This is a genomic window from Chitinophaga varians (genome assembly GCF_012641275.1).
Lineage (GTDB): Bacteria > Bacteroidota > Bacteroidia > Chitinophagales > Chitinophagaceae > Chitinophaga > Chitinophaga varians_A.
Genome location: NZ_JABAIA010000002.1, coordinates 987,059 through 1,003,795, shown reverse-complemented (window position 1 = coordinate 1,003,795; position 16,737 = coordinate 987,059). Strand labels below are relative to the sequence as shown.

General features: G+C 52.1%; 18 protein-coding genes. 6 read left to right on the top strand and 12 right to left on the bottom strand.

What is annotated here, in order from left to right; translation table 11 throughout:
- Positions 1–48: 48 nt before the first annotated feature.
- Together HGH92_RS18795 and HGH92_RS18790 are read right to left on the bottom strand one after the other, a co-directional pair.
- Positions 49–3,273, bottom strand: a complete 3,225-nt coding sequence (locus tag HGH92_RS18795) for a S41 family peptidase (RefSeq protein ID WP_168872296.1) — start codon at positions 3,271–3,273, stop codon at positions 49–51.
- Positions 3,274–3,373: 100 nt separating this feature from the next.
- Positions 3,374–4,408: a cyclic nucleotide-binding domain-containing protein gene (locus tag HGH92_RS18790; protein WP_168872295.1), complete on the bottom strand. Its 1,035-nt coding sequence runs from the start codon at positions 4,406–4,408 to the stop codon at positions 3,374–3,376.
- Positions 4,409–4,517: 109 nt separating this feature from the next.
- Between HGH92_RS18790 and HGH92_RS18785 the strand changes: the two genes are divergently transcribed.
- From HGH92_RS18785 to HGH92_RS18770, 4 genes are all read left to right on the top strand, one after another.
- Complete coding sequence (locus HGH92_RS18785; RefSeq protein WP_168872294.1) at positions 4,518–4,895, top strand: DoxX family protein; 378 nt, start codon at positions 4,518–4,520, stop codon at positions 4,893–4,895.
- Between the two features lie 185 nt (positions 4,896–5,080).
- Positions 5,081–5,377 (top strand): DUF2089 domain-containing protein, encoded by a 297-nt coding sequence (locus HGH92_RS18780; protein WP_168872293.1) that lies wholly within the window; start codon positions 5,081–5,083, stop codon positions 5,375–5,377.
- Positions 5,377–5,931, top strand: coding sequence for a hypothetical protein (locus HGH92_RS18775; RefSeq protein ID WP_168872292.1), 555 nt, complete (start codon positions 5,377–5,379; stop codon positions 5,929–5,931). The genes HGH92_RS18780 and HGH92_RS18775 overlap by 1 nt, the downstream gene beginning before the upstream one ends.
- Before the next feature lie 16 nt (positions 5,932–5,947).
- Positions 5,948–7,201, top strand: coding sequence for a serine aminopeptidase domain-containing protein (locus HGH92_RS18770; protein WP_168872291.1), 1,254 nt, complete (start codon positions 5,948–5,950; stop codon positions 7,199–7,201).
- Positions 7,202–7,203: 2 nt separating this feature from the next.
- On the opposite strand, the gene HGH92_RS18765 is transcribed toward HGH92_RS18770, so the two are convergent.
- From HGH92_RS18765 to HGH92_RS18755, 3 genes are read right to left on the bottom strand one after another with little or no spacing between them, the layout of a single operon-like run.
- Entirely contained in the window at positions 7,204–8,394 is a 1,191-nt protein-coding gene (locus tag HGH92_RS18765; RefSeq protein ID WP_168872290.1) for a glycoside hydrolase 100 family protein, read from the bottom strand.
- Positions 8,391–9,533 (bottom strand): glycosyltransferase family 4 protein, encoded by a 1,143-nt coding sequence (locus HGH92_RS18760; RefSeq protein ID WP_168872289.1) that lies wholly within the window; start codon positions 9,531–9,533, stop codon positions 8,391–8,393. Before HGH92_RS18760 ends, HGH92_RS18765 begins: the two co-directional genes overlap by 4 nt.
- On the bottom strand, positions 9,530–10,174 hold the full coding sequence (locus HGH92_RS18755; protein ID WP_168872288.1) for a PIG-L deacetylase family protein: 645 nt from the start codon (positions 10,172–10,174) through the stop codon (positions 9,530–9,532). The genes HGH92_RS18760 and HGH92_RS18755 overlap by 4 nt, the downstream gene beginning before the upstream one ends.
- A 249-nt stretch (positions 10,175–10,423) precedes the next feature.
- Here HGH92_RS18755 and HGH92_RS18750 point away from each other — a divergent pair, with 249 nt between their 5' ends.
- Together HGH92_RS18750 and HGH92_RS18745 are read left to right on the top strand one after the other, a co-directional pair.
- Entirely contained in the window at positions 10,424–11,329 is a 906-nt protein-coding gene (locus tag HGH92_RS18750) for a hypothetical protein (RefSeq protein ID WP_168872287.1), read from the top strand.
- Positions 11,330–11,339: 10 nt separating this feature from the next.
- Complete coding sequence (locus HGH92_RS18745; RefSeq protein ID WP_168872286.1) at positions 11,340–11,636, top strand: helix-turn-helix domain-containing protein; 297 nt, start codon at positions 11,340–11,342, stop codon at positions 11,634–11,636.
- A gap of 38 nt (positions 11,637–11,674) precedes the next feature.
- Here HGH92_RS18745 and HGH92_RS18740 read toward each other — a convergent pair whose 3' ends face one another.
- Genes HGH92_RS18740 through HGH92_RS18710 form a run of 7 tightly spaced genes read right to left on the bottom strand, consistent with a single transcriptional unit; the run spans position 11,675 to position 16,696 of the window.
- Positions 11,675–12,166 carry a 4'-phosphopantetheinyl transferase superfamily protein gene (locus HGH92_RS18740; protein ID WP_168872285.1) on the bottom strand — a complete coding sequence of 164 codons (492 nt, stop codon included), beginning with the start codon at positions 12,164–12,166 and terminating at the stop codon, positions 11,675–11,677.
- Positions 12,163–12,417 carry an acyl carrier protein gene (locus HGH92_RS18735; RefSeq protein ID WP_168872284.1) on the bottom strand — a complete coding sequence of 85 codons (255 nt, stop codon included), beginning with the start codon at positions 12,415–12,417 and terminating at the stop codon, positions 12,163–12,165. The genes HGH92_RS18740 and HGH92_RS18735 overlap by 4 nt, the downstream gene beginning before the upstream one ends.
- Positions 12,418–12,421: 4 nt before the next feature.
- On the bottom strand, positions 12,422–13,699 hold the full coding sequence (locus HGH92_RS18730; RefSeq protein WP_168872283.1) for a beta-ketoacyl-[acyl-carrier-protein] synthase family protein: 1,278 nt from the start codon (positions 13,697–13,699) through the stop codon (positions 12,422–12,424).
- Complete coding sequence (locus HGH92_RS18725; protein WP_247654977.1) at positions 13,700–14,125, bottom strand: 3-hydroxyacyl-ACP dehydratase FabZ family protein; 426 nt, start codon at positions 14,123–14,125, stop codon at positions 13,700–13,702.
- 26 nt (positions 14,126–14,151) lie between these two features.
- A complete protein-coding gene (locus HGH92_RS18720; RefSeq protein WP_168872281.1) occupies positions 14,152–14,943 on the bottom strand; it encodes an SDR family oxidoreductase in 792 nt (263 codons plus the stop codon).
- Positions 14,937–15,989: a type III polyketide synthase gene (locus HGH92_RS18715; protein WP_168872280.1), complete on the bottom strand. Its 1,053-nt coding sequence runs from the start codon at positions 15,987–15,989 to the stop codon at positions 14,937–14,939. The genes HGH92_RS18720 and HGH92_RS18715 overlap by 7 nt, the downstream gene beginning before the upstream one ends.
- Positions 15,986–16,696: a methyltransferase domain-containing protein gene (locus HGH92_RS18710; protein WP_168872279.1), complete on the bottom strand. Its 711-nt coding sequence runs from the start codon at positions 16,694–16,696 to the stop codon at positions 15,986–15,988. The genes HGH92_RS18715 and HGH92_RS18710 overlap by 4 nt, the downstream gene beginning before the upstream one ends.
- Positions 16,697–16,737: the final 41 nt, after the last annotated feature.

Below are 16,737 nucleotides of genomic sequence, written 5' to 3'. Positions count from 1 at the left end.
GCCCGGGAACAGTAACGTTCCCGGGCTTTCCATTTTTATTGTCAGCTCTTATTTGATCTCTTTCAGCATTTCTTTCACAGCAGTTTCCAGCTGATCATCTTTGCCGGCCAGGAAGTCCTCATAGCGCAGCGGCACACAGATATCCGGTTCCACTTGCAGGTTTTCCGTAGGACGGCCTTCTTTACCGATAGTAGCGATCATCGGAATACCGAATACCAGCGTAGGATCTATTTGTGTTTCCCACCATACGGCAGTACCGGTGCCCGGAACAGGCATACCAATGAGTTTGCCCAGTTTACCCTGTTTGTAAACATATGGGAAGATAAACGCATCACTGTAGTTGCCTTCGCTCATGAGCACGCAGCTGGGGCCCTGCCACTGGCCTTGTGGCTCACCGCCCTTCACCAGGTTGCCCTGGGGCGCAAACTCCAGGTATTTCTTGCCGCTGAGGAAGTTGTACAGATCATCGTGCAGCCATCCGCCGCCATTGAAGCGGGTATCCACGATCAATGCCTGTTTACCTCTGTTTTTGCCCATCACTTCGTCGTATACGGAACGGAAGCTGGCGTCGTTCATGCCTTGTACATGTACATAGCCTACTTTGCCGCCACTGAGTTTGTCTACCAGCTTACGCATGTTGTTCACCCAGCGTTTGTACATCAGGCCACTTTCTCCGCCGCGGCTGATAGGTTTCACGGTTTCTTCGTAGTGTTTGCCGTCTGCATCGGTGAAGCTGATCAGGACATTACGTCCTGCTTTGCGGTTGAGCTGTTCTGCCCAGTCTCTTTTGGCAGTAACGGCTTCTCCGTCAATTTTATCGATCACGGCGCCGGCTTTCATTTTGCTGCCAGCTCTGTCAAATGGTCCACCGGCAATAATTTCGTCTACTTTCAGGCCGTCTTTGGTGAAACGTTCATCAAACAGCAGGCCGAGGGAAGCGGTCGCGTCACCATCGGGGCGCACAGGAGAATAACGGCCACCGGTGTGGGAACCGTTCAGCTCACCCAGCATTTCGCTGAGCAGCTCCTGGAAGTCGTAGTTATTGCTGATATGCGGGAGGAAACGGGCATAAGTGTCGTGGTACATTTTCCAGTCCATGTTGCGGATGGTAGGATCATAGAATTTCTCTTTCACCTGTTTCCATGCATGGTCCAGGATGTATGCACGTTCGCCGGCCTGGTCCAGCAGCATCTCAGAACTGATGCTGATAGGCGTGATTTTGCCGGAAGCGGCATCCACTTTCACTACGCTGCCTCTGTTGCTCACAAAGAGGGAGTTGCCGTCTTTGCTCAGTTCAATGCTGCCGGGTGAGCCACCCAGTTTGGCGAGGATCTTGGTATCGCCGGTGCGGGGCTCTGTTACCCAGAGGTCGTAGCCTTTTTCAAAAGAAGCGGTATAATACAGCTTGCTGTTGTCTTTGCTCATCACATAGTCGCTGATGGAAGCGCTGTTGATGGTAAGGCGCTGCTGGCGGTTTTCCAGGTTATTGAAATCCGGGCGGAAATCTTTTTTAGCGGCGGCAGTATCTTTTTTCGTGGCCGTGTCTTTACCGCCTTTCTTCGCGTTGTCTTCCTGGTCTTTCAGGAGGTTAAATTCATCTTTGGACAGTTTGTATTTGTCGTAAGTTTCCTGGTCAAAGAACACCGCGTAGATATCTGTTTCGCGGCTACCCTGGCGTGCCAGTGATTTACGGCCTTCACGGCTGCTTTCCCATGTCATCATTTTGCCATCGGCGCTCCATTTCACGTTGCCTTCACCAAAACCGCTGCTGATAGGTCTGATAGGTTCACCTTTTCCGTCAACCGGGATGATGGAGGCATTGCTGGTGAAAGCATACCCGCCCTGGTCTTCCACCACGATCCATTTGCTGTCGGGGCTCCAGGAGAAGGTCCAGTCGCCATCGGAATAGGAGTGGTTATGGCCTTTAGGCAGCAGTACGCGGCTTTTGCCGGAAGCAATGTTGAATACTTTGAGGATGTTACGGTCTTCCACATACGCTATTTCTTTTCCGTCAGGAGAGAACAGCGGCTGGAATTCTTCCGCGGCGGTAGCGATGAGCGGTTCTTCCTTCAGCACGGTAGCAGCGAAGAAATAAGGCTCTTCCTTACGTTCGATGGTGCTTTGGTAGATGTCCCAGTTGCCGTTACGTTCAGCGGCATAAACGAGGCGTTTGCCATCAGGGGACCATTGCACCATTCTTTCCTGTTGTGGTGTATTGGTCACTCTTTTGGTCATGTTGCCTTCCACGCTGGTCACAAATACTTCACCGCGGGCTACGAAAGCCATTTGTTTGCCATCGGGGCTCATCGCGAACTCAGTTACGTTACCGTTTACCGGCAGTGGCTTCTGTATGCCGTTACGGCCATCATTGAAGATGCGCACGTTTATTTTCTGCGGTTGGGCGCCTTCTTTCAGCGTATATATTTCACCGTTATAGGTAAAGCAGAAAGTGTTGTTAGCGGAGCGGGACAGGTGACGTACCGGATGTTTGTCAAAACGGGTCAACTGTTCCATTTTACTTTTATCTGTCAGCGATGATTTAAAGAGGTTCTGGGAGACACCGTCTTTTTCGCTCAGGTAGTAAACGTTGTTATCACTGCCAAACAGCGGCTCACGGTCTTCCCCTTCAAAAGTGGACACCTGCTGATAGCTGTTTTTGTTGATGTCATACACCCAGATATCGCGGGTAACAGAAGACACATGATGTTTACGCCATGGGTCTTCATAACCTTTGCGGTCCTGGAAGATGATCTGATCGCCTTTGCTGTTGTAGCGGGCAAATTCAGCACCGGCAGCGCTGACCAGCATAGGACGGCCGCCTGATACCGGAACGGTGTACAGGTTGTCGAACAGGCGGTAGCTGAAGCGGATGCTCTGGGCGGGGGCGTTACGCGCCGAGCCGAAAAGCACCTGTTTGTTGTCCGGTGTAAAATCGTAAGGATAATCCGCGCTGCTGTTGCTTGTGAGCCTTACGGGCGTACCGCCTTCTGCCGGCATCACAAAAACATCGAAGTTACCGTAACGGTCACTCGCAAAAGCGATGTATTTACCGTCATGGCTCCAGACAGGCATCATGTCCTGTGCCTCATGAATGGTAAGGGGAACAGCAACGCCGCCGTTGGCGTCTACGCGGTAGATATCTCCTTTATACCCGAAGGCGATGGTCTTCCCATCCGGGGAGATGGCAGGATAACGCAGCCAAAGCGCGTTCTCCTGGGCATAGGTGGCAGTGGCCATCAGCCAGGCTGCACAGGTGAAAAGCAATTTCTTCATAAGCTTTAAAAGCGATTTGTTGTTTGGTCAGTAAAGCAAAATAAAAAAAAGCGGGGGGAGTTCTTCCTAATTAATGATAAATGGCACATTCAGGTGATGGTCAGTGGTAGGCGATTTCCTCCAGCCTGCCGGGCTGCTGCAAGGTAATGCTGCTGCCTTTGATGGCAATCAGCTTTTCACTACGGAATTCACTCAGGGTGCGTATCAGCGATTCGGTGGCGGTACCGGCCAGCGCGGCCAGCTCATCACGTGCTATATCAATGGTATAGTTGGCGGAACGGTCTGCCTGGTATTTGTTGCGCAGGTGTATCAGGGCGCTGGCCACTTTCTTGCGCAAGGTGTTGTAGGCGATGCCCAGCAGGCGCTCCTCTTTTTCGGTGACGTTGCGCGCCAGCAAACGGACGAAACGCTGTATGATCAACGGGCTGTGATCGAACAACGCGATGGCGTCGTCTTTAGGTATCAGGGCTATCTCGGCATCTTCCATTACTACGGCGGTGGCTTTGTAGGTCTCTTCTTCCAGCAAGGCGATGTAACCGAAAAAATCACCTGTATTGTACAAACCGATCACCAGGTCTTTCCCGTCTTCATGGGTCTTGACGGTCTTCACTTTTCCCGACATGATGTAATACAGGTACCGCGGCGTACCGCCTTCCCGGTATATCTCTTCATGCGCGGCGGCCCGGATGGTATTACGGTCTTCCAGGAAACGGGTTATCACCGACTTAAAATCATTTTCCGTTTCCGGCTGATGTGCATATAACAGCTCTTTTTTCTTTAGCCGGTTCACGATGGTCTGCACCAGGTCGTGGCTGGTATAGGGTTTCACCAGGTAATCGTCGGCGCCCTGGTTCATCACTGTGCGGAAAGCGTGTGGTTCATACTTGTCTGCCAGCATGATAAAAGGCACCGGCAGAAAACGGGTGTCTTGCCTTAGGATGTCCAGGACCGCCGGCCCGTCGGTACCTTCCATGGCCATTTCACAGAGTATCAGGTCCGGCAGGTGCAGCCGGGCTGTTTCAATGCCGGTTATACCAGTGGAGGCCGACAGTACTTCGTAGCCCTGTAACACCAGCATATCGCGTATAGCTGTGGCCGCAGCTTTTTTGGTCGAGATCAGTAAAATGGTATGCATACAGTTTGATTAACAACTGATGCCCGGCATTGTTATGCCTCCCCAAAAATTGTGGGCGACCTTGTCCAAATTGCAGGCAGCCTGTTCGTCACTGCATTAAAATACACTGATGAAAAAAGACAAATTCATTTATTGGGCCTCAACTGTTGCTATTGCATTGATTTCCGCCGGTGGCGGCCTCGGACTGCTCACCTCCTCTTTTATGATCCGGACTGTTGACCTTATGGGCTATCCTGCGTATTTCAGGGTGGAACTGGCCATTTTTAAAATCATGGGCGGCATTGTATTACTGCTGCCGGTAGCACGGCGTGTCAGGGAATGGGCGTACGCCGGCCTGGGCATCAATGTGCTCTCCGCTTTCGTGGCTTTTGCAGCTATCCATGGAACGCCCGGCCAGTATATATTTCCGGTGGTGGCGCTGGTGCTGTTGATTATTTCTTATTGCTACTTTAATAAAATTAATACGCCGGCAGGCGTTATCGCCTAATACTTCCCCGCCAATATTCGCTGAATAAGCAGGCCACAAGCGGACCATTTCCAGTCATGTCCCCGGGTTATAAAGCCCGGGGTTAATTTGTTTGCCCCTTTCTCTATTTTATTCGTTTAAACACCTATTAATTTTATTAAACTTTAAATCAATTTTATTAAAAATTGATTTAACTTTGTTAAACAATGAAACAGATAAAAAAATCTTTACCTCTTTCCTGCCCCAGTTGTGCCTCGCCGCTCAAGGTTACGTCCCTGGCCTGCGAGGCCTGCGACACCACGGTATCCGGCAGCTTTGAGCTACCGTTACTGGCGCGCCTGTCAGCAGATGACTTACAGTTTGTGATTGATTTTGTAAAAACCAGCGGCAGCCTGAAACTCATGGCGCAGCAGCTGGGACTGAGTTACCCGACAGTACGCAACCGGCTCGATGACATTATCGCCAACATAGAAAAGATTGAAAAAAATATAAAAATACCCTGATGAACACCTGGTTATTACGTCCGTTTACCTACATCGCCGGTGGCAAAGCGCTGCTGGCAGGATGGGTCATCATGCTGATCACCTCCGTGGTGGCTTATTTCAGCAAAACCCATTTCGATGGCGCCATTGATGCGCATATCGGTTCCACTGTTACGCCTTATTATATTTATCTACTGGAGACGTTGATAGCCTGGGGATGTATGGTGCTGGCCTGTTATGCAGCGGCCGCCCTCTTTGCGCGTACCTCCTTCCGCCTCATTGATATTGCCGGCACCCTGGCCCTCGCCAGGGCCCCGCTGCTGCTCGCCGCGCTGATCAACTTTGCCATGCCGGCCAGAGTAGACCCTACTGCTATCGACCCGATGGTGATAGTATTTGCACTGATTTGCCTGCCCGTCTTTGTCTGGATATTGGTACTGATGTACCAGGCGTTCAGTATCTCCGCCAACCTGAAAGGCAACAAAGCGGTGATCATATTTATCGTCACGCTGCTGGTAGCGGAGGTAGTCTCCAAGTTATTGATGCAATTCACCCTTCCGCTCATGTTATCCTGATTTTAAAAAAAACGGTATGAAAAGAATTTGTTTACTGACAACCCTGCTGCTGTCTTTTTCTCTGGAGATAGCAGCGCAGGCTGATTACCCCACTGCTGCCGCAAAAATCCAACGCTACTACAACCGGCAGCTGGCCGACAGCCTCTATGGCATGTTTGGCAATTCCATCAAATCTGCATTGCCACCGGACCAGACCAGGGCCATGCTCTCTCAGTTACAAAATCAACTGGGCGATATGATGCGCCTCACCCCTACCGGCGGCGATGCCAGTTACCACACCTGGAAAGCGGATTTCGCCAAAGGCACCCTGACAATGATCCTCGCGCTGAACGCCGGCAATCAGCTGGAAGGATTTCGCTTCGTGCCTTACCAGGAGAAAAAAACAACAGAAAACGAAGTGGACAACTATAACCTGACGACTACCGACGCCACTATCCGCGGCACGCTCACCCTGCCAGTAAGTAACGGCCCTGTACCGGTAGTATTGATTATTGCCGGCTCCGGTCCCACTGACCGCGACGGCAATAACAACATGGGACTTAAAACCAATGCCTATAAGATGCTGGCAGAAACCCTTCAGGCTGATGGCATCGCCTGCGTGCGTTACGACAAAAGAGGCGTAGGCGCCAGTGCCACCGGAAAACTGGAAACAGACATTTCGTTTGAAGGCACCATCAACGATGCCGCAGGTTTTATCAAAATGCTGAAAGCTGACAAACGTTTTTCCAGCGTTATCGTGGCAGGCCACAGTGAAGGTTCCATGATCGGTATGCTGGCCATACAGCGCAGCCCCGCCGATAAGTTCATTTCCATCGCCGGCGCAGGTGAACCAATCGATATCATACTCCAGCGGCAACTGGCCGCACAATCACCACCGTTGGCGGCCAAGGCGAAAAGCATGCTGGACAGCCTCAAACAGGGACATAGCGTGGTGAATACAGAACCGGCATTACAAAACTTGTTTTACCCGGCCGTACAACCTTACATGATGTCATGGGTAAAATATGATCCTGAGAAGGAAATCGGTCAGTTAAAAATCCCTGTACTGATCATACAGGGCAATACAGATGCACAGGTGAGCGTGAAAGACGCGAAACACCTGAAACAGGGCGCTCCCACCGCTCAACTGGAGATCATTGACCAGATGAACCATGTGCTGAAAGACGCTCCGGCCAGTGGTGGCATCAACGATATTACCTATGCTGATCCTACTAAACCGTTGAACACACAGTTTGTAAAAGATGTAAAAAACTTTATCAAAAGCAGGTAAAATTATTTTTCCCGTGAACTGTGTTTACGCATCTCCTCAAAAAAAGGCGTCCTGCGTTCTTCCACGCATCTCAGCGCATACAGGTACAGCGCCGCTGACCAGGATTGCCAGTTCTGTCCTTTAGGCAAGCCATTCTGCGCGCGCAGCCATTCGTTGAATCCATATTCCAGTGGCTGCGCGTGCGACGGTTTTACTGCATGCGCCAACGCTATAAGTTTTTTCTCCGCCAGCTGGTACTTGCCTGCTGCCACTAACGCCGCTATATACACGCCGCAGACAAAAGGCCATATGCCACCGTTATGATAATCGCCGGGCATATTAAATTGTTCGTCCCGCTTCCGCCAGTCAGGATCACCAGGCTGTACAAAAGGGAAAAAATTGGGCGGCAGCTCAGAAGCCAGGTCTCCTTTTTCCCGCATCACCGCACATTCTTCTTCAATCCACGCAATCATCCGTTCCGCCCTCGACGGTGAGGCGATGCCTGTCAGGATAGCGAGGCTGTTGCCCAGCAGGTCAAACCGTTCGCTGCTATAAATTTTATAAGACCAGCAGGCATAGTAAGGTTTGTTTTTCACGGTGAGACCTTCGTGCACATGCTTGTGCATAAAGTTGCAGGTAATGGTAAAATGCCTCATCTCCTGCAAAAACGCGTCGGCACGCTGATGCCGGTCAAACATGCGCAAACCGGCATACACCAGTGTATTGACGTATAGTCCATACCCCAGCACCCACTGTTCGTCGCGCCAGTCACTGGTAGGTAATTGAGCCACCAGCAGCCGGTCAGACGGACTTTGGTAATACAGCCAGAGGAGCGCTTTCTCCGCTGCCTCCTGCAAATAATCTGTTTCACCTGTAAGCTGCCGGTAGATGCTGATCCCTACGAGGAACAGCGGCGTAGTATCGCTGGCGCCGAGGTTTTCAGCGTCATGCGCCAGTGAAGGGATATGCCCGTGTTCCGTCTGGTTGTGCGCCAGCACGTCCAACACCTTCCGCATACTGATGATCAGCTGCTCATCGCCGGAGACAGCAATGCCAAAGAAGGTAAACACCATATCGCGGGTATAGGGCTCCGGATAAGCCCAGCCGGCAGTGCGCGGCAAACCGCCAAAAGGCCCGCGGCGGTTATGATGCAATACCTCCAATGCCGCTTTCCTCGCCTGCTCCACTTCTTCGGTAACGGTATACTTTTTCATACGATACCCAGTTTTTCATGTACTATCTGTAAAAAACGACGGGCCACCACCCGATAGTCAAAACGCTGTTTCACCCGCTCTCTGCCGGCGGTGCCCATCTGTATCCTTAAGTCCTTGCTGAGCAGCAACTCACGCAGGTGCCCGGCAATATCCGCTGCATTGGCGCGGTAATCCACCGTGCGTGGCTTATCAAATACCACGATGCGCCGCTTGTCAAAACCTGATTCGGTGCCTACTTCCACTTCCTTCAGCACTACTTCACGCTCAACGCCGGCCAGCAATGCTGTTTCCCCGTGTACGAGCGTATCCAGCATGCCCATCGCCCGGAGGCTCACCACCGGTTTGCCACAGGCGCCGGCTTCTACCTGTGTCATGCCAAAACCTTCCAGCCGGGAAGGCGCGGCATAGATATCACAGGCGCTTATCAGGTAAGGCATGAAGTTGCGTGATATTTTATACTGTGTGTAAATCACCCGCTGATCTATGCCCAACTGTTTTGCCAGCTGCATGTCCGCCTCATTCTGGCAATTGGTGCGTTCCTGCGGCCATACCTTGCACACGTATTTCCAGGGCGGCATCTGTCCGTTGAGCTGCGCCAGCGCATGCATCACTTCCTGCGCGCCTTTAGAGGCGGCATCACCGCCAATGGTCAGTATCATCAGCTCATCATCCCGGATGCCCAGCGATTCCCGTACGGCGGCCACTTTAGGATCTGAAGCGCTGAAAGGACGGAAACTGTCCGTATCACAGCCAACAGGCAGCACTTCAATATCACGGCCGCTGATGCCGTCACGGACGTACATTTCCTTTACCCAGTTGGAGGTGACCAGTATCAGCGGCAGCGTGTTGAGCACGTTCTGGTAATTGGCGATAAAACCATCGGCCACCAGCCAGGGCACAGCGGTACAGCCAAAATGCTGCGGATGCAGCACCAGGTGCGGGATATATCCCCAATAGCCAACACCTGTGACCACGTCCGGCTTAAACCACCGGTAATACCATTCCTTTTCCTGGTTGGATTCGTAATGGACAGCGTGAACATCCACGCCCAGTTCTTTCAGGCCTCTGTATAGCAGGTCTCCCTGTGTGGCCAGGCCGCCGGGGCCGGCCGGATAATCGTATAACACAAGTACTTTCATGGCAGGATACGGTTTCTGTTCAGCCATTGTGCCGCCTCCGCTACCGTGCTGAACGTCCGGAACGCTTCTGCGGAAGGGGTGATCTTCGCTTCCCAGCTATCGTGACTAAATCCATATATATCGGTGATGATTGTTTTTTTCTGTTGATAGATGTCCGCCGGCAACGGCAGATAGATGTCCGCCGTGGGGTCTGCCAGCGGAAAACGGCTGCGGCCGGCGTCATCGTAGGCAAAGAACCACAGCTCAGGTGATGACAAACGCTGCTGCTCCCACAGTTGAAATACCGCTTCGCTGACTTCCTCATGGCGGCGGTGCCTGGTATATTCCCCGGAGATATTGTGGGTAATGATCAGGTCAAACTGTGTATATGGCAACAGTTGCAGTAACTGTTCCGCCACGGCCGGAATGGGCAATGGGTTTTGTTCCGGTCCGTCGTCCATGTCAGCCATGTTTCCCGTGGCGCCCAGCGCCTGTAATACGGCGGCGAAGCGGGGCGCCCTGTCTGCGTCGCCGGCCCGACAGATACAGGCCACAAAACATTCCCACTCAGGATGGCCCAGCAGTGTGCCGCCTGCCCACAACGTTTCATCGTCCGGATGCGCCACGATGACGGCCACCTTTTTGTGTCTGGAGAATTGCATGGTTTGTCCTGATGTGGTATACAGCTGAGCAAGGCATCAAGAAACGTACCTGAACGCAACAGGCTCGCCTCATTTTTCGGTGATAATACAACTATCATGTTAACACTCATGTCTACCGGGGCTTTCCCCGATAACATTTGATTAACCACAAATTAATCATATTGATTTTAAATTTGTCCGGATTTTTTTTGGTTAGGATATCTACCATAAAAAAAATCAACCAAACCGGTGGCTTAACCCATCTGCTGTATGACCCAAAACCAACCATTTTCCGCTGATACCGGAAAACTACAACGTTATGCAAGCATAGCTGCATCTCTCGATGAACAGCTCGACAGTATGCTCCGACGGGGAGATCTGACTACCTTCTCCCTCGACAAACTGACGATAGTGCCACTGAGAGAAGTCAGCCAATGTTATCCGCAGGCAACAACGCCAGTCAGCCTGACATGCGACTCCTCTGCAACAGCGGCCCAGAACGACGGAATATCCTGTCAGTCTGTGGAAGAGCCATCCTTGTCCAGGAACTGTTTACCTCCGTCCGCGGCGCATAACAAGCCTTCTGCCTCTCCCTCCCGGGACCCAATGCTTCGCTGGCTTTCATTGGTATGTGAGCAGTTGCTGTCTTTACATACCGTCGTTCCACTGGTGCAGAAAATCAGGCAGGGCGCAGTCACCTGGTATATCAGGGACAATATGGCCAACAGCATACAGATAAGTATGTCTGCCCCTCGGCAGTCCATCGGTTTCCTTAACAATAAGGCCCGCCAGCTGACCTATCGCCGTAACAGGGTAGTCAACCTGCCGGTCTTACGTAACATTGTGTTACCTATACGCATTATATTTCGTACCTTGAAACTACACCCCGACGACGGTAAGGATGGTGGTGACGTGGACCTTATTCCAGTGACAGGAATTATTTCACTAACCACTAAACCGCTAATCATGCAGTTACGAGAAAAAATCATAAAACTGGCAAACGACGCCATCGCCCGGATGGAAGCGTGTCCCGACAGAAGTGAGGAAGACAACGATAAATTAGAGTTGCTGATGATACTCCGGGACGGAGTAACAGAAGTGAGTTCTGAAGAGGCGCTCGACCAATGGCTTGATTTTATGTGGAAAGTGCTGACTGATCTGGGATTTTCATATTGAAACAACGACTATGAACTTTGGAAAAGTCATTAAAACGCTGAGAGAGCAAAAACAACAGAACCAGCGCGATTTCGCTGATTACATTGGCATTAGCCAAACCAGTCTCTCTTTAATTGAAAGCGGGAAAACAACACCTACTGATGCGACCCTCGACAGGATCGCCGCCCGGTTTAATACCCGGAAAGCCTTACTGGTAATGGCCGCTATTGAAACAGACAAGGATCTGCCACCCAAAACAAGAAAGCGGTTTAATGACCTGTTTCCCTCTTTTGAGGAAGACATATGGTCGTTGATACTTACTAAATAAACGTAAAAGGAGTAGCAGGGGCGCTACTCCTTTTTACATTATATCTTCAGGCAGACCACCTCCCGGTACGCACCATGGTGACTGACCGACGCCGGAGAGACGCCTCCGATACCACTGATAAAAGGCACGCCGTCGTCGTCTTTCTGCAACGTTTCCGCCGGCTGCAACCGGTACACCACCCGCGGCCACCAGCTTCCCGATGCCACCGCCACCGTATGCAGGCAACTATCGCTGACCACCGTACGAAAAGGAAATACCCTGTCAGCATATTGAATGAAGCCTGTATCTGCTCCGGAAAGTCGTACTTCATATTTCAGCGGTGCATACGTCCGCTCCCGGGTATCCCGGTGAATGATCTTATATGCCGCTTCCTTGGCGCTCCACAACAGCCATACCATGCGATGCTGATCAACAGCCTGCGCTATTAGTTGTTGTTCTGCCGGGGAGAACAGTTTATCCAGATAGCCCCGTCTCCGCCAGTTGCTTTCCACAGCCGCCAGCTGCAGGTCTATCACATCATTGCCAATCATGGCGTGGCCAGCTTGTTTTCCACCACTTCCATGGCAGCACGCACATTGATCATCTTTTCCATGGAATCGTTATCGATCACGATATTAAATTTCTCTTCGACGTCCAGCACCACGTCCACCAGGTTGGCCGAGTTGATTTTGAGGTCACGGATAAAGTCCGTGTCTTCATTCAGCGTAGCCAGCGCTTCGGGATTTTTGGTATAAGGCGCCACCACTTCTTTGATAGTGGCCATTAAAGCTGTTTTATCCATGATATCAGTATTTGTATTTTTTTAAAATGATACAGGCATTTACATCGCCGAATCCGAAGCTGGCTTTGGCGATTACCTGAAGGTCTTTATGTATCAATTGCTGTGGTATTTTCTCCCGGGGCACGATCGCGGCAATCTCCGGGTGCAGGTCTTCGCTGTTGATATTGGGAAACAGAAATCCCTCTTGCAGTTGCAGCACCGCTGCCACCAGCTCAATACTCCCGGATGCGCTCAGACAATGCCCTACCATACATTTCAGCGCATTCAGGTAGGGGAACTGTTCCCCGCTCCTGTTCAGCGCCAGGCTCCAGTTCGTTACCTCTGCGGCATCTTTGCTGGTAGCTGTCAGGTGCCCGTTGATCGCATCAATGTCATCCGGATGAATACCGGCGTCCCGCACGGCTTCCCGGATACAGCGTTGTACCGCTTCACTGTTGGGGGCCGTCATGCTGCCTTCATTGCGCTGACCGCCTGAGTTCACATGGCCGCCGGCGATCTCCGCGTAGATGTGCGCGTTCCTTTCCAGGGCGCTCTCCAGCGATTCCACGACCAATGCGCCGGCACCTGCGCCGGGCACAAATCCTGTAGCGCTGGCGCTCATAGGCCTTGAACCTGCCGCCGGCCGGTCGTTGTTTTTGAAGGTGCAGACTTTCATGGCATCGAAACCGCCCCATACATAAGGGCCGCCATCTGTTGTACTACCCGCCAGTATCCGACGGGCTTTGCCGGCGCGGATACGGTCATAGGCCATCAGCACGCTTTCCGCGCCGGTGGTACAAGCCGATGAATTGGTGGTCACCTGATTGCCCAATGCCAGTTTACCTCCCAGCCACGCACTGATGCCGCTGGCCATGGTCTGCGCCACTACGGTACTGCCTAAACGCCGTACCTGCAACTCGTCCATACGGTAAATAGCTTCCCGCATTTTATCGATGCCGGAAGAACCGGTACCAAATATAGCGCCGCTGTCCCAGTCCGGATACTGTATGTCGTTACCCGCGGGCAAACCGGCGTCATGCCATGCTTCCATACCGGCCATCACGCCGTACAGCACCGCTCCGCTGTTGAAGCCTTTCAGCTCCAGCGGCTCAAAATACCGCAGCTTCATTTCTTCTGTCACTTCGGGCGTGCCGGCTATGCGGCAGGAAAAATCCAGTGCCTCCAGCTGTGGATCGTAACGGATACCCGATACTCCCTGCCGCACCGCTTCGGTAAAAGCAGGGACACCTGTTCCGTTGGGAGCTACCACGCCCAGCCCTGTTATCACTACTCTGGTCATCATTTACAAATTATGATCAGCAGGGTTGATGATCATGCCCGCTATCTCTCCACTACTCACTTCTTCTCCTTGCGCATTGGTCATCGTTACCCGGCATTTCAGTTTACCAAAACGGAAATATAGTTTTTCGCCGGTCACCGTCACCTTTTCTCCCGGTAACACCGGCCGCATAAACTCAACATTAGTGGAGGTAAGCCCGAAAGTCATGCCCTCCGGGCCTCCTGTGAGATAGATACCCAGGCATACCAGTCCTATCTGCGCCATCACTTCTGTCAGCAATACGCCGGGGGTGACCGGATATCCTTTAAAATGTCCTTTGTAACAATCCATCTCCGGCCGGAAGGTAAAACTTCCTGTCACCTTCTGTTCATCAATATATTCCAGTGTATCAACAAACAAAAAAGGTTCCCCGTAGGGTAATTTCTCCATTATTGTCGTTATCGTCATAAATCCGTTTACTGTATATGTGCGCCTCCGTCTACGGGGATAACGGCCCCATTCACCCAGGCGGCTTCGTCTTTACATAAAAGGTAAACTACGTCCGCCACATCGTCCGCTGTGGTCAGCCGTCCAAACGGACTGCGGGCAATGCTGTGCTCCAGCAGCTGCTCATGGCCGGGTATCATCCGCAACGAACGGGTGTCTGTCACGCCCGCCTGTATACAATTGGCCCGGATGCCGTATGGCGCAAACTCCAGTGCTATGCTACGGCTCATCGCCTCCAGGGCCGCTTTGGCGGCTGATACGGCCGCATAATGTTTCCAGGCGCGATGGCTGCCTTCGCTGGTGAACGCCAGCACGCGCGCGTCCGCGGCAAAAAGCTGCTGCTCCCATATGGCACGTGTCCAGTCGTACAAACTCACCGCCATATGTTCCAGCGTGATCATCAGGTCGTCCGTTTGCAACGCCGGCGCAGTTGTCATCCCTTTCAACGTGCCTTTGGCCACACTGTGCAAAAGACAACGGACACGCCCCTCCGGGCCCATCTTTTTCCGCAGTTCTTCCAATACCAGCGTGCGCCGCTCTGCCTGTGCCGCATTGATGTTAAATGCCAGCACCTGCACACCGGTGGCACGCAGCGCTTCAAAAGCAGTATTGACGGCGTCCATCTCTACGCCAGCATTACGATGCACAATACACAGGTGCATGCCATGCGACGCCAGCCTGTACGCAGACGCCAGGCCCAACCCGCTGCTGCCGCCCAGCACCAGTGCCCAGTATTGTTTGGAGGCAAATTCTTTTACCATTGCAATAATATTCTTTGTGCGGAAAATCCCGGCCCGAAACTCAGCATCAGCCCCTTATCGCCCGCCGGCACACCCCTGTCGAGGATACGCTCCAGCACATATAACACGGTGGCGCTCGACATGTTGCCGTATAACCGCAATACTTCTTTGGTATCGTCAATATTTTTTCCTGAGCCGGCAAACAGCTCTTCCACTGTCTGAATAATTTTTCTTCCTCCCGGATGGAAGATCAGCTGGTTCACTTCTTCAATGGAAGTGCCGTGACGCGCCAGGAAAGGATGAACAATATCCCCGAAATGCGACGCTATCTCTTCCGGCACCGCGATGTCCAGCACCATCTGTAAACCGGAGTTGGACAGATGAAAACCCATCAGGTGTGTGGCATCATAAAAATGGTACATCTCCGTTCCCACAATGGCCGGCCCGGGGTCTTCCTCATGTGACGACAATATCACGCAGGCGGCGCCATCACCGAAGATGGCCGCACTGACAATATTGGCCATGGAAAAATCCTGGTGCTGGAAAGTGGCCGTTGGCGACTCCACCGCCACCACTGCCGCCCGTTTCCCCGGATTGGCCTTCAGGAATTGGTAAGCGTAGATCATCCCGGAAACACCCGCAGCGCAACCCATCTCCGTCACAGGCAGGCGCACAATGTCCTGCTTCATCTGCAATGTATTGATCAGATAGGCGTCCATAGACGGGATCATAAAGCCGGTGCAGCTGACAGTGATGATAAAATCGATATCGCCGCCCTGTAAACCGGCTTTGTCCAGCGCGCCCTGCAGGCAACGCCGGCCCAGTTCTGTGCCCTCGCGGATATACAAATTGTTTTTTTCTTCGAAGGAAGTGGCGTTGAACACTTCTTCCGCATTCATGATAGAATACCGTTGGTCAACCGCCGCGTTCTCAAAAATTTTTTTAACCTTTCTGATAAACCGCTCGTCTTGTCCAGCCAGCCATAGGTCCAGGTACGGCATAATTTCACTGGTAGGCCTGGTATATGGCGGCAATGCCTTGGCTACTGATTGAATTTTTACACTCATAAATTAGATATGACCCATTGGTAACGGAAAGCCCATTGCCAACGGAGGCTTTGATGCCTGATATTTAGTTTTTTTGACAGTTGTACCAGCTCCGAACGTTTGAACCCGCGCATGATGGAGGTAAGGCCGTCATAACGGGTCATTTCTTCCAGGCGCAGCGTATAACATAACAGCTGAAAAAGCCGGTAGGCGATGCCACTGCGGTGCAGGTCGTTGACCACAATGCCGGCAGTGGCACTGCGGCGGAAACGTTGCATCAGCGCCAGTATTTCCTGGTCTGTGAAATGATGCAGCGTGAGTGTCAGCAGCAGGATGTCTCCTTCCATTTCGGGAAACGGCCCCTGCGTCACATCGAAGCAGTGGTAACTGATTTCCGGATATGCGGCCGATAACTCTCCTGCCAGCCGGATGGTGAACGGATTGGCGTCGATGCCTGCCAGCTGCAGGTTCCAGTTTTTTTTGCGGCCATGTGCGGCCAGTGCCCGCAGCATATCACCGTTGCCGCAACCGATGTCCACGATGCGCACCGTTTTGCCTGCCGGCAGCTGACGCATCAGCATATCTACGCCTTTTACCGTAATACGGTTGCCTCCCAGGCGCCGGTTGATCTGAGCGATTTTTTCCAGCGCCCGCTGCAGTTGTTCCCCTTCCATGGCAAAATCGTCCATGATCTCTGGTGCCAGTATACGTTGTCTGGTATCGGGCATAAATTCATTTTAATATTCTGTTATTTGATCATTTAACTGTT

What these genes read in the sequence shown, in the direction of transcription:
- HGH92_RS18795 (WP_168872296.1), bottom strand. Translation starts at nt 3,273, where the DNA reads ATGAAGAAATTGCTTTTCACCTGTGCAGCCTGGCTGATGGCCACTGCC.
- HGH92_RS18790 (WP_168872295.1), bottom strand. Translation starts at nt 4,408, where the DNA reads ATGCATACCATTTTACTGATCTCGACCAAAAAAGCTGCGGCCACAGCT.
- HGH92_RS18785 (WP_168872294.1), top strand. Translation starts at nt 4,518, where the DNA reads ATGAAAAAAGACAAATTCATTTATTGGGCCTCAACTGTTGCTATTGCA.
- HGH92_RS18780 (WP_168872293.1), top strand. Translation starts at nt 5,081, where the DNA reads ATGAAACAGATAAAAAAATCTTTACCTCTTTCCTGCCCCAGTTGTGCC.
- HGH92_RS18775 (WP_168872292.1), top strand. Translation starts at nt 5,377, where the DNA reads ATGAACACCTGGTTATTACGTCCGTTTACCTACATCGCCGGTGGCAAA.
- HGH92_RS18770 (WP_168872291.1), top strand. Translation starts at nt 5,948, where the DNA reads ATGAAAAGAATTTGTTTACTGACAACCCTGCTGCTGTCTTTTTCTCTG.
- HGH92_RS18765 (WP_168872290.1), bottom strand. Translation starts at nt 8,394, where the DNA reads ATGAAAAAGTATACCGTTACCGAAGAAGTGGAGCAGGCGAGGAAAGCG.
- HGH92_RS18760 (WP_168872289.1), bottom strand. Translation starts at nt 9,533, where the DNA reads ATGAAAGTACTTGTGTTATACGATTATCCGGCCGGCCCCGGCGGCCTG.
- HGH92_RS18755 (WP_168872288.1), bottom strand. Translation starts at nt 10,174, where the DNA reads ATGCAATTCTCCAGACACAAAAAGGTGGCCGTCATCGTGGCGCATCCG.
- HGH92_RS18750 (WP_168872287.1), top strand. Translation starts at nt 10,424, where the DNA reads ATGACCCAAAACCAACCATTTTCCGCTGATACCGGAAAACTACAACGT.
- HGH92_RS18745 (WP_168872286.1), top strand. Translation starts at nt 11,340, where the DNA reads ATGAACTTTGGAAAAGTCATTAAAACGCTGAGAGAGCAAAAACAACAG.
- HGH92_RS18740 (WP_168872285.1), bottom strand. Translation starts at nt 12,166, where the DNA reads ATGATTGGCAATGATGTGATAGACCTGCAGCTGGCGGCTGTGGAAAGC.
- HGH92_RS18735 (WP_168872284.1), bottom strand. Translation starts at nt 12,417, where the DNA reads ATGGATAAAACAGCTTTAATGGCCACTATCAAAGAAGTGGTGGCGCCT.
- HGH92_RS18730 (WP_168872283.1), bottom strand. Translation starts at nt 13,699, where the DNA reads ATGATGACCAGAGTAGTGATAACAGGGCTGGGCGTGGTAGCTCCCAAC.
- HGH92_RS18725 (WP_247654977.1), bottom strand. Translation starts at nt 14,125, where the DNA reads ATGGAGAAATTACCCTACGGGGAACCTTTTTTGTTTGTTGATACACTG.
- HGH92_RS18720 (WP_168872281.1), bottom strand. Translation starts at nt 14,943, where the DNA reads ATGGTAAAAGAATTTGCCTCCAAACAATACTGGGCACTGGTGCTGGGC.
- HGH92_RS18715 (WP_168872280.1), bottom strand. Translation starts at nt 15,989, where the DNA reads ATGAGTGTAAAAATTCAATCAGTAGCCAAGGCATTGCCGCCATATACC.
- HGH92_RS18710 (WP_168872279.1), bottom strand. Translation starts at nt 16,696, where the DNA reads ATGCCCGATACCAGACAACGTATACTGGCACCAGAGATCATGGACGAT.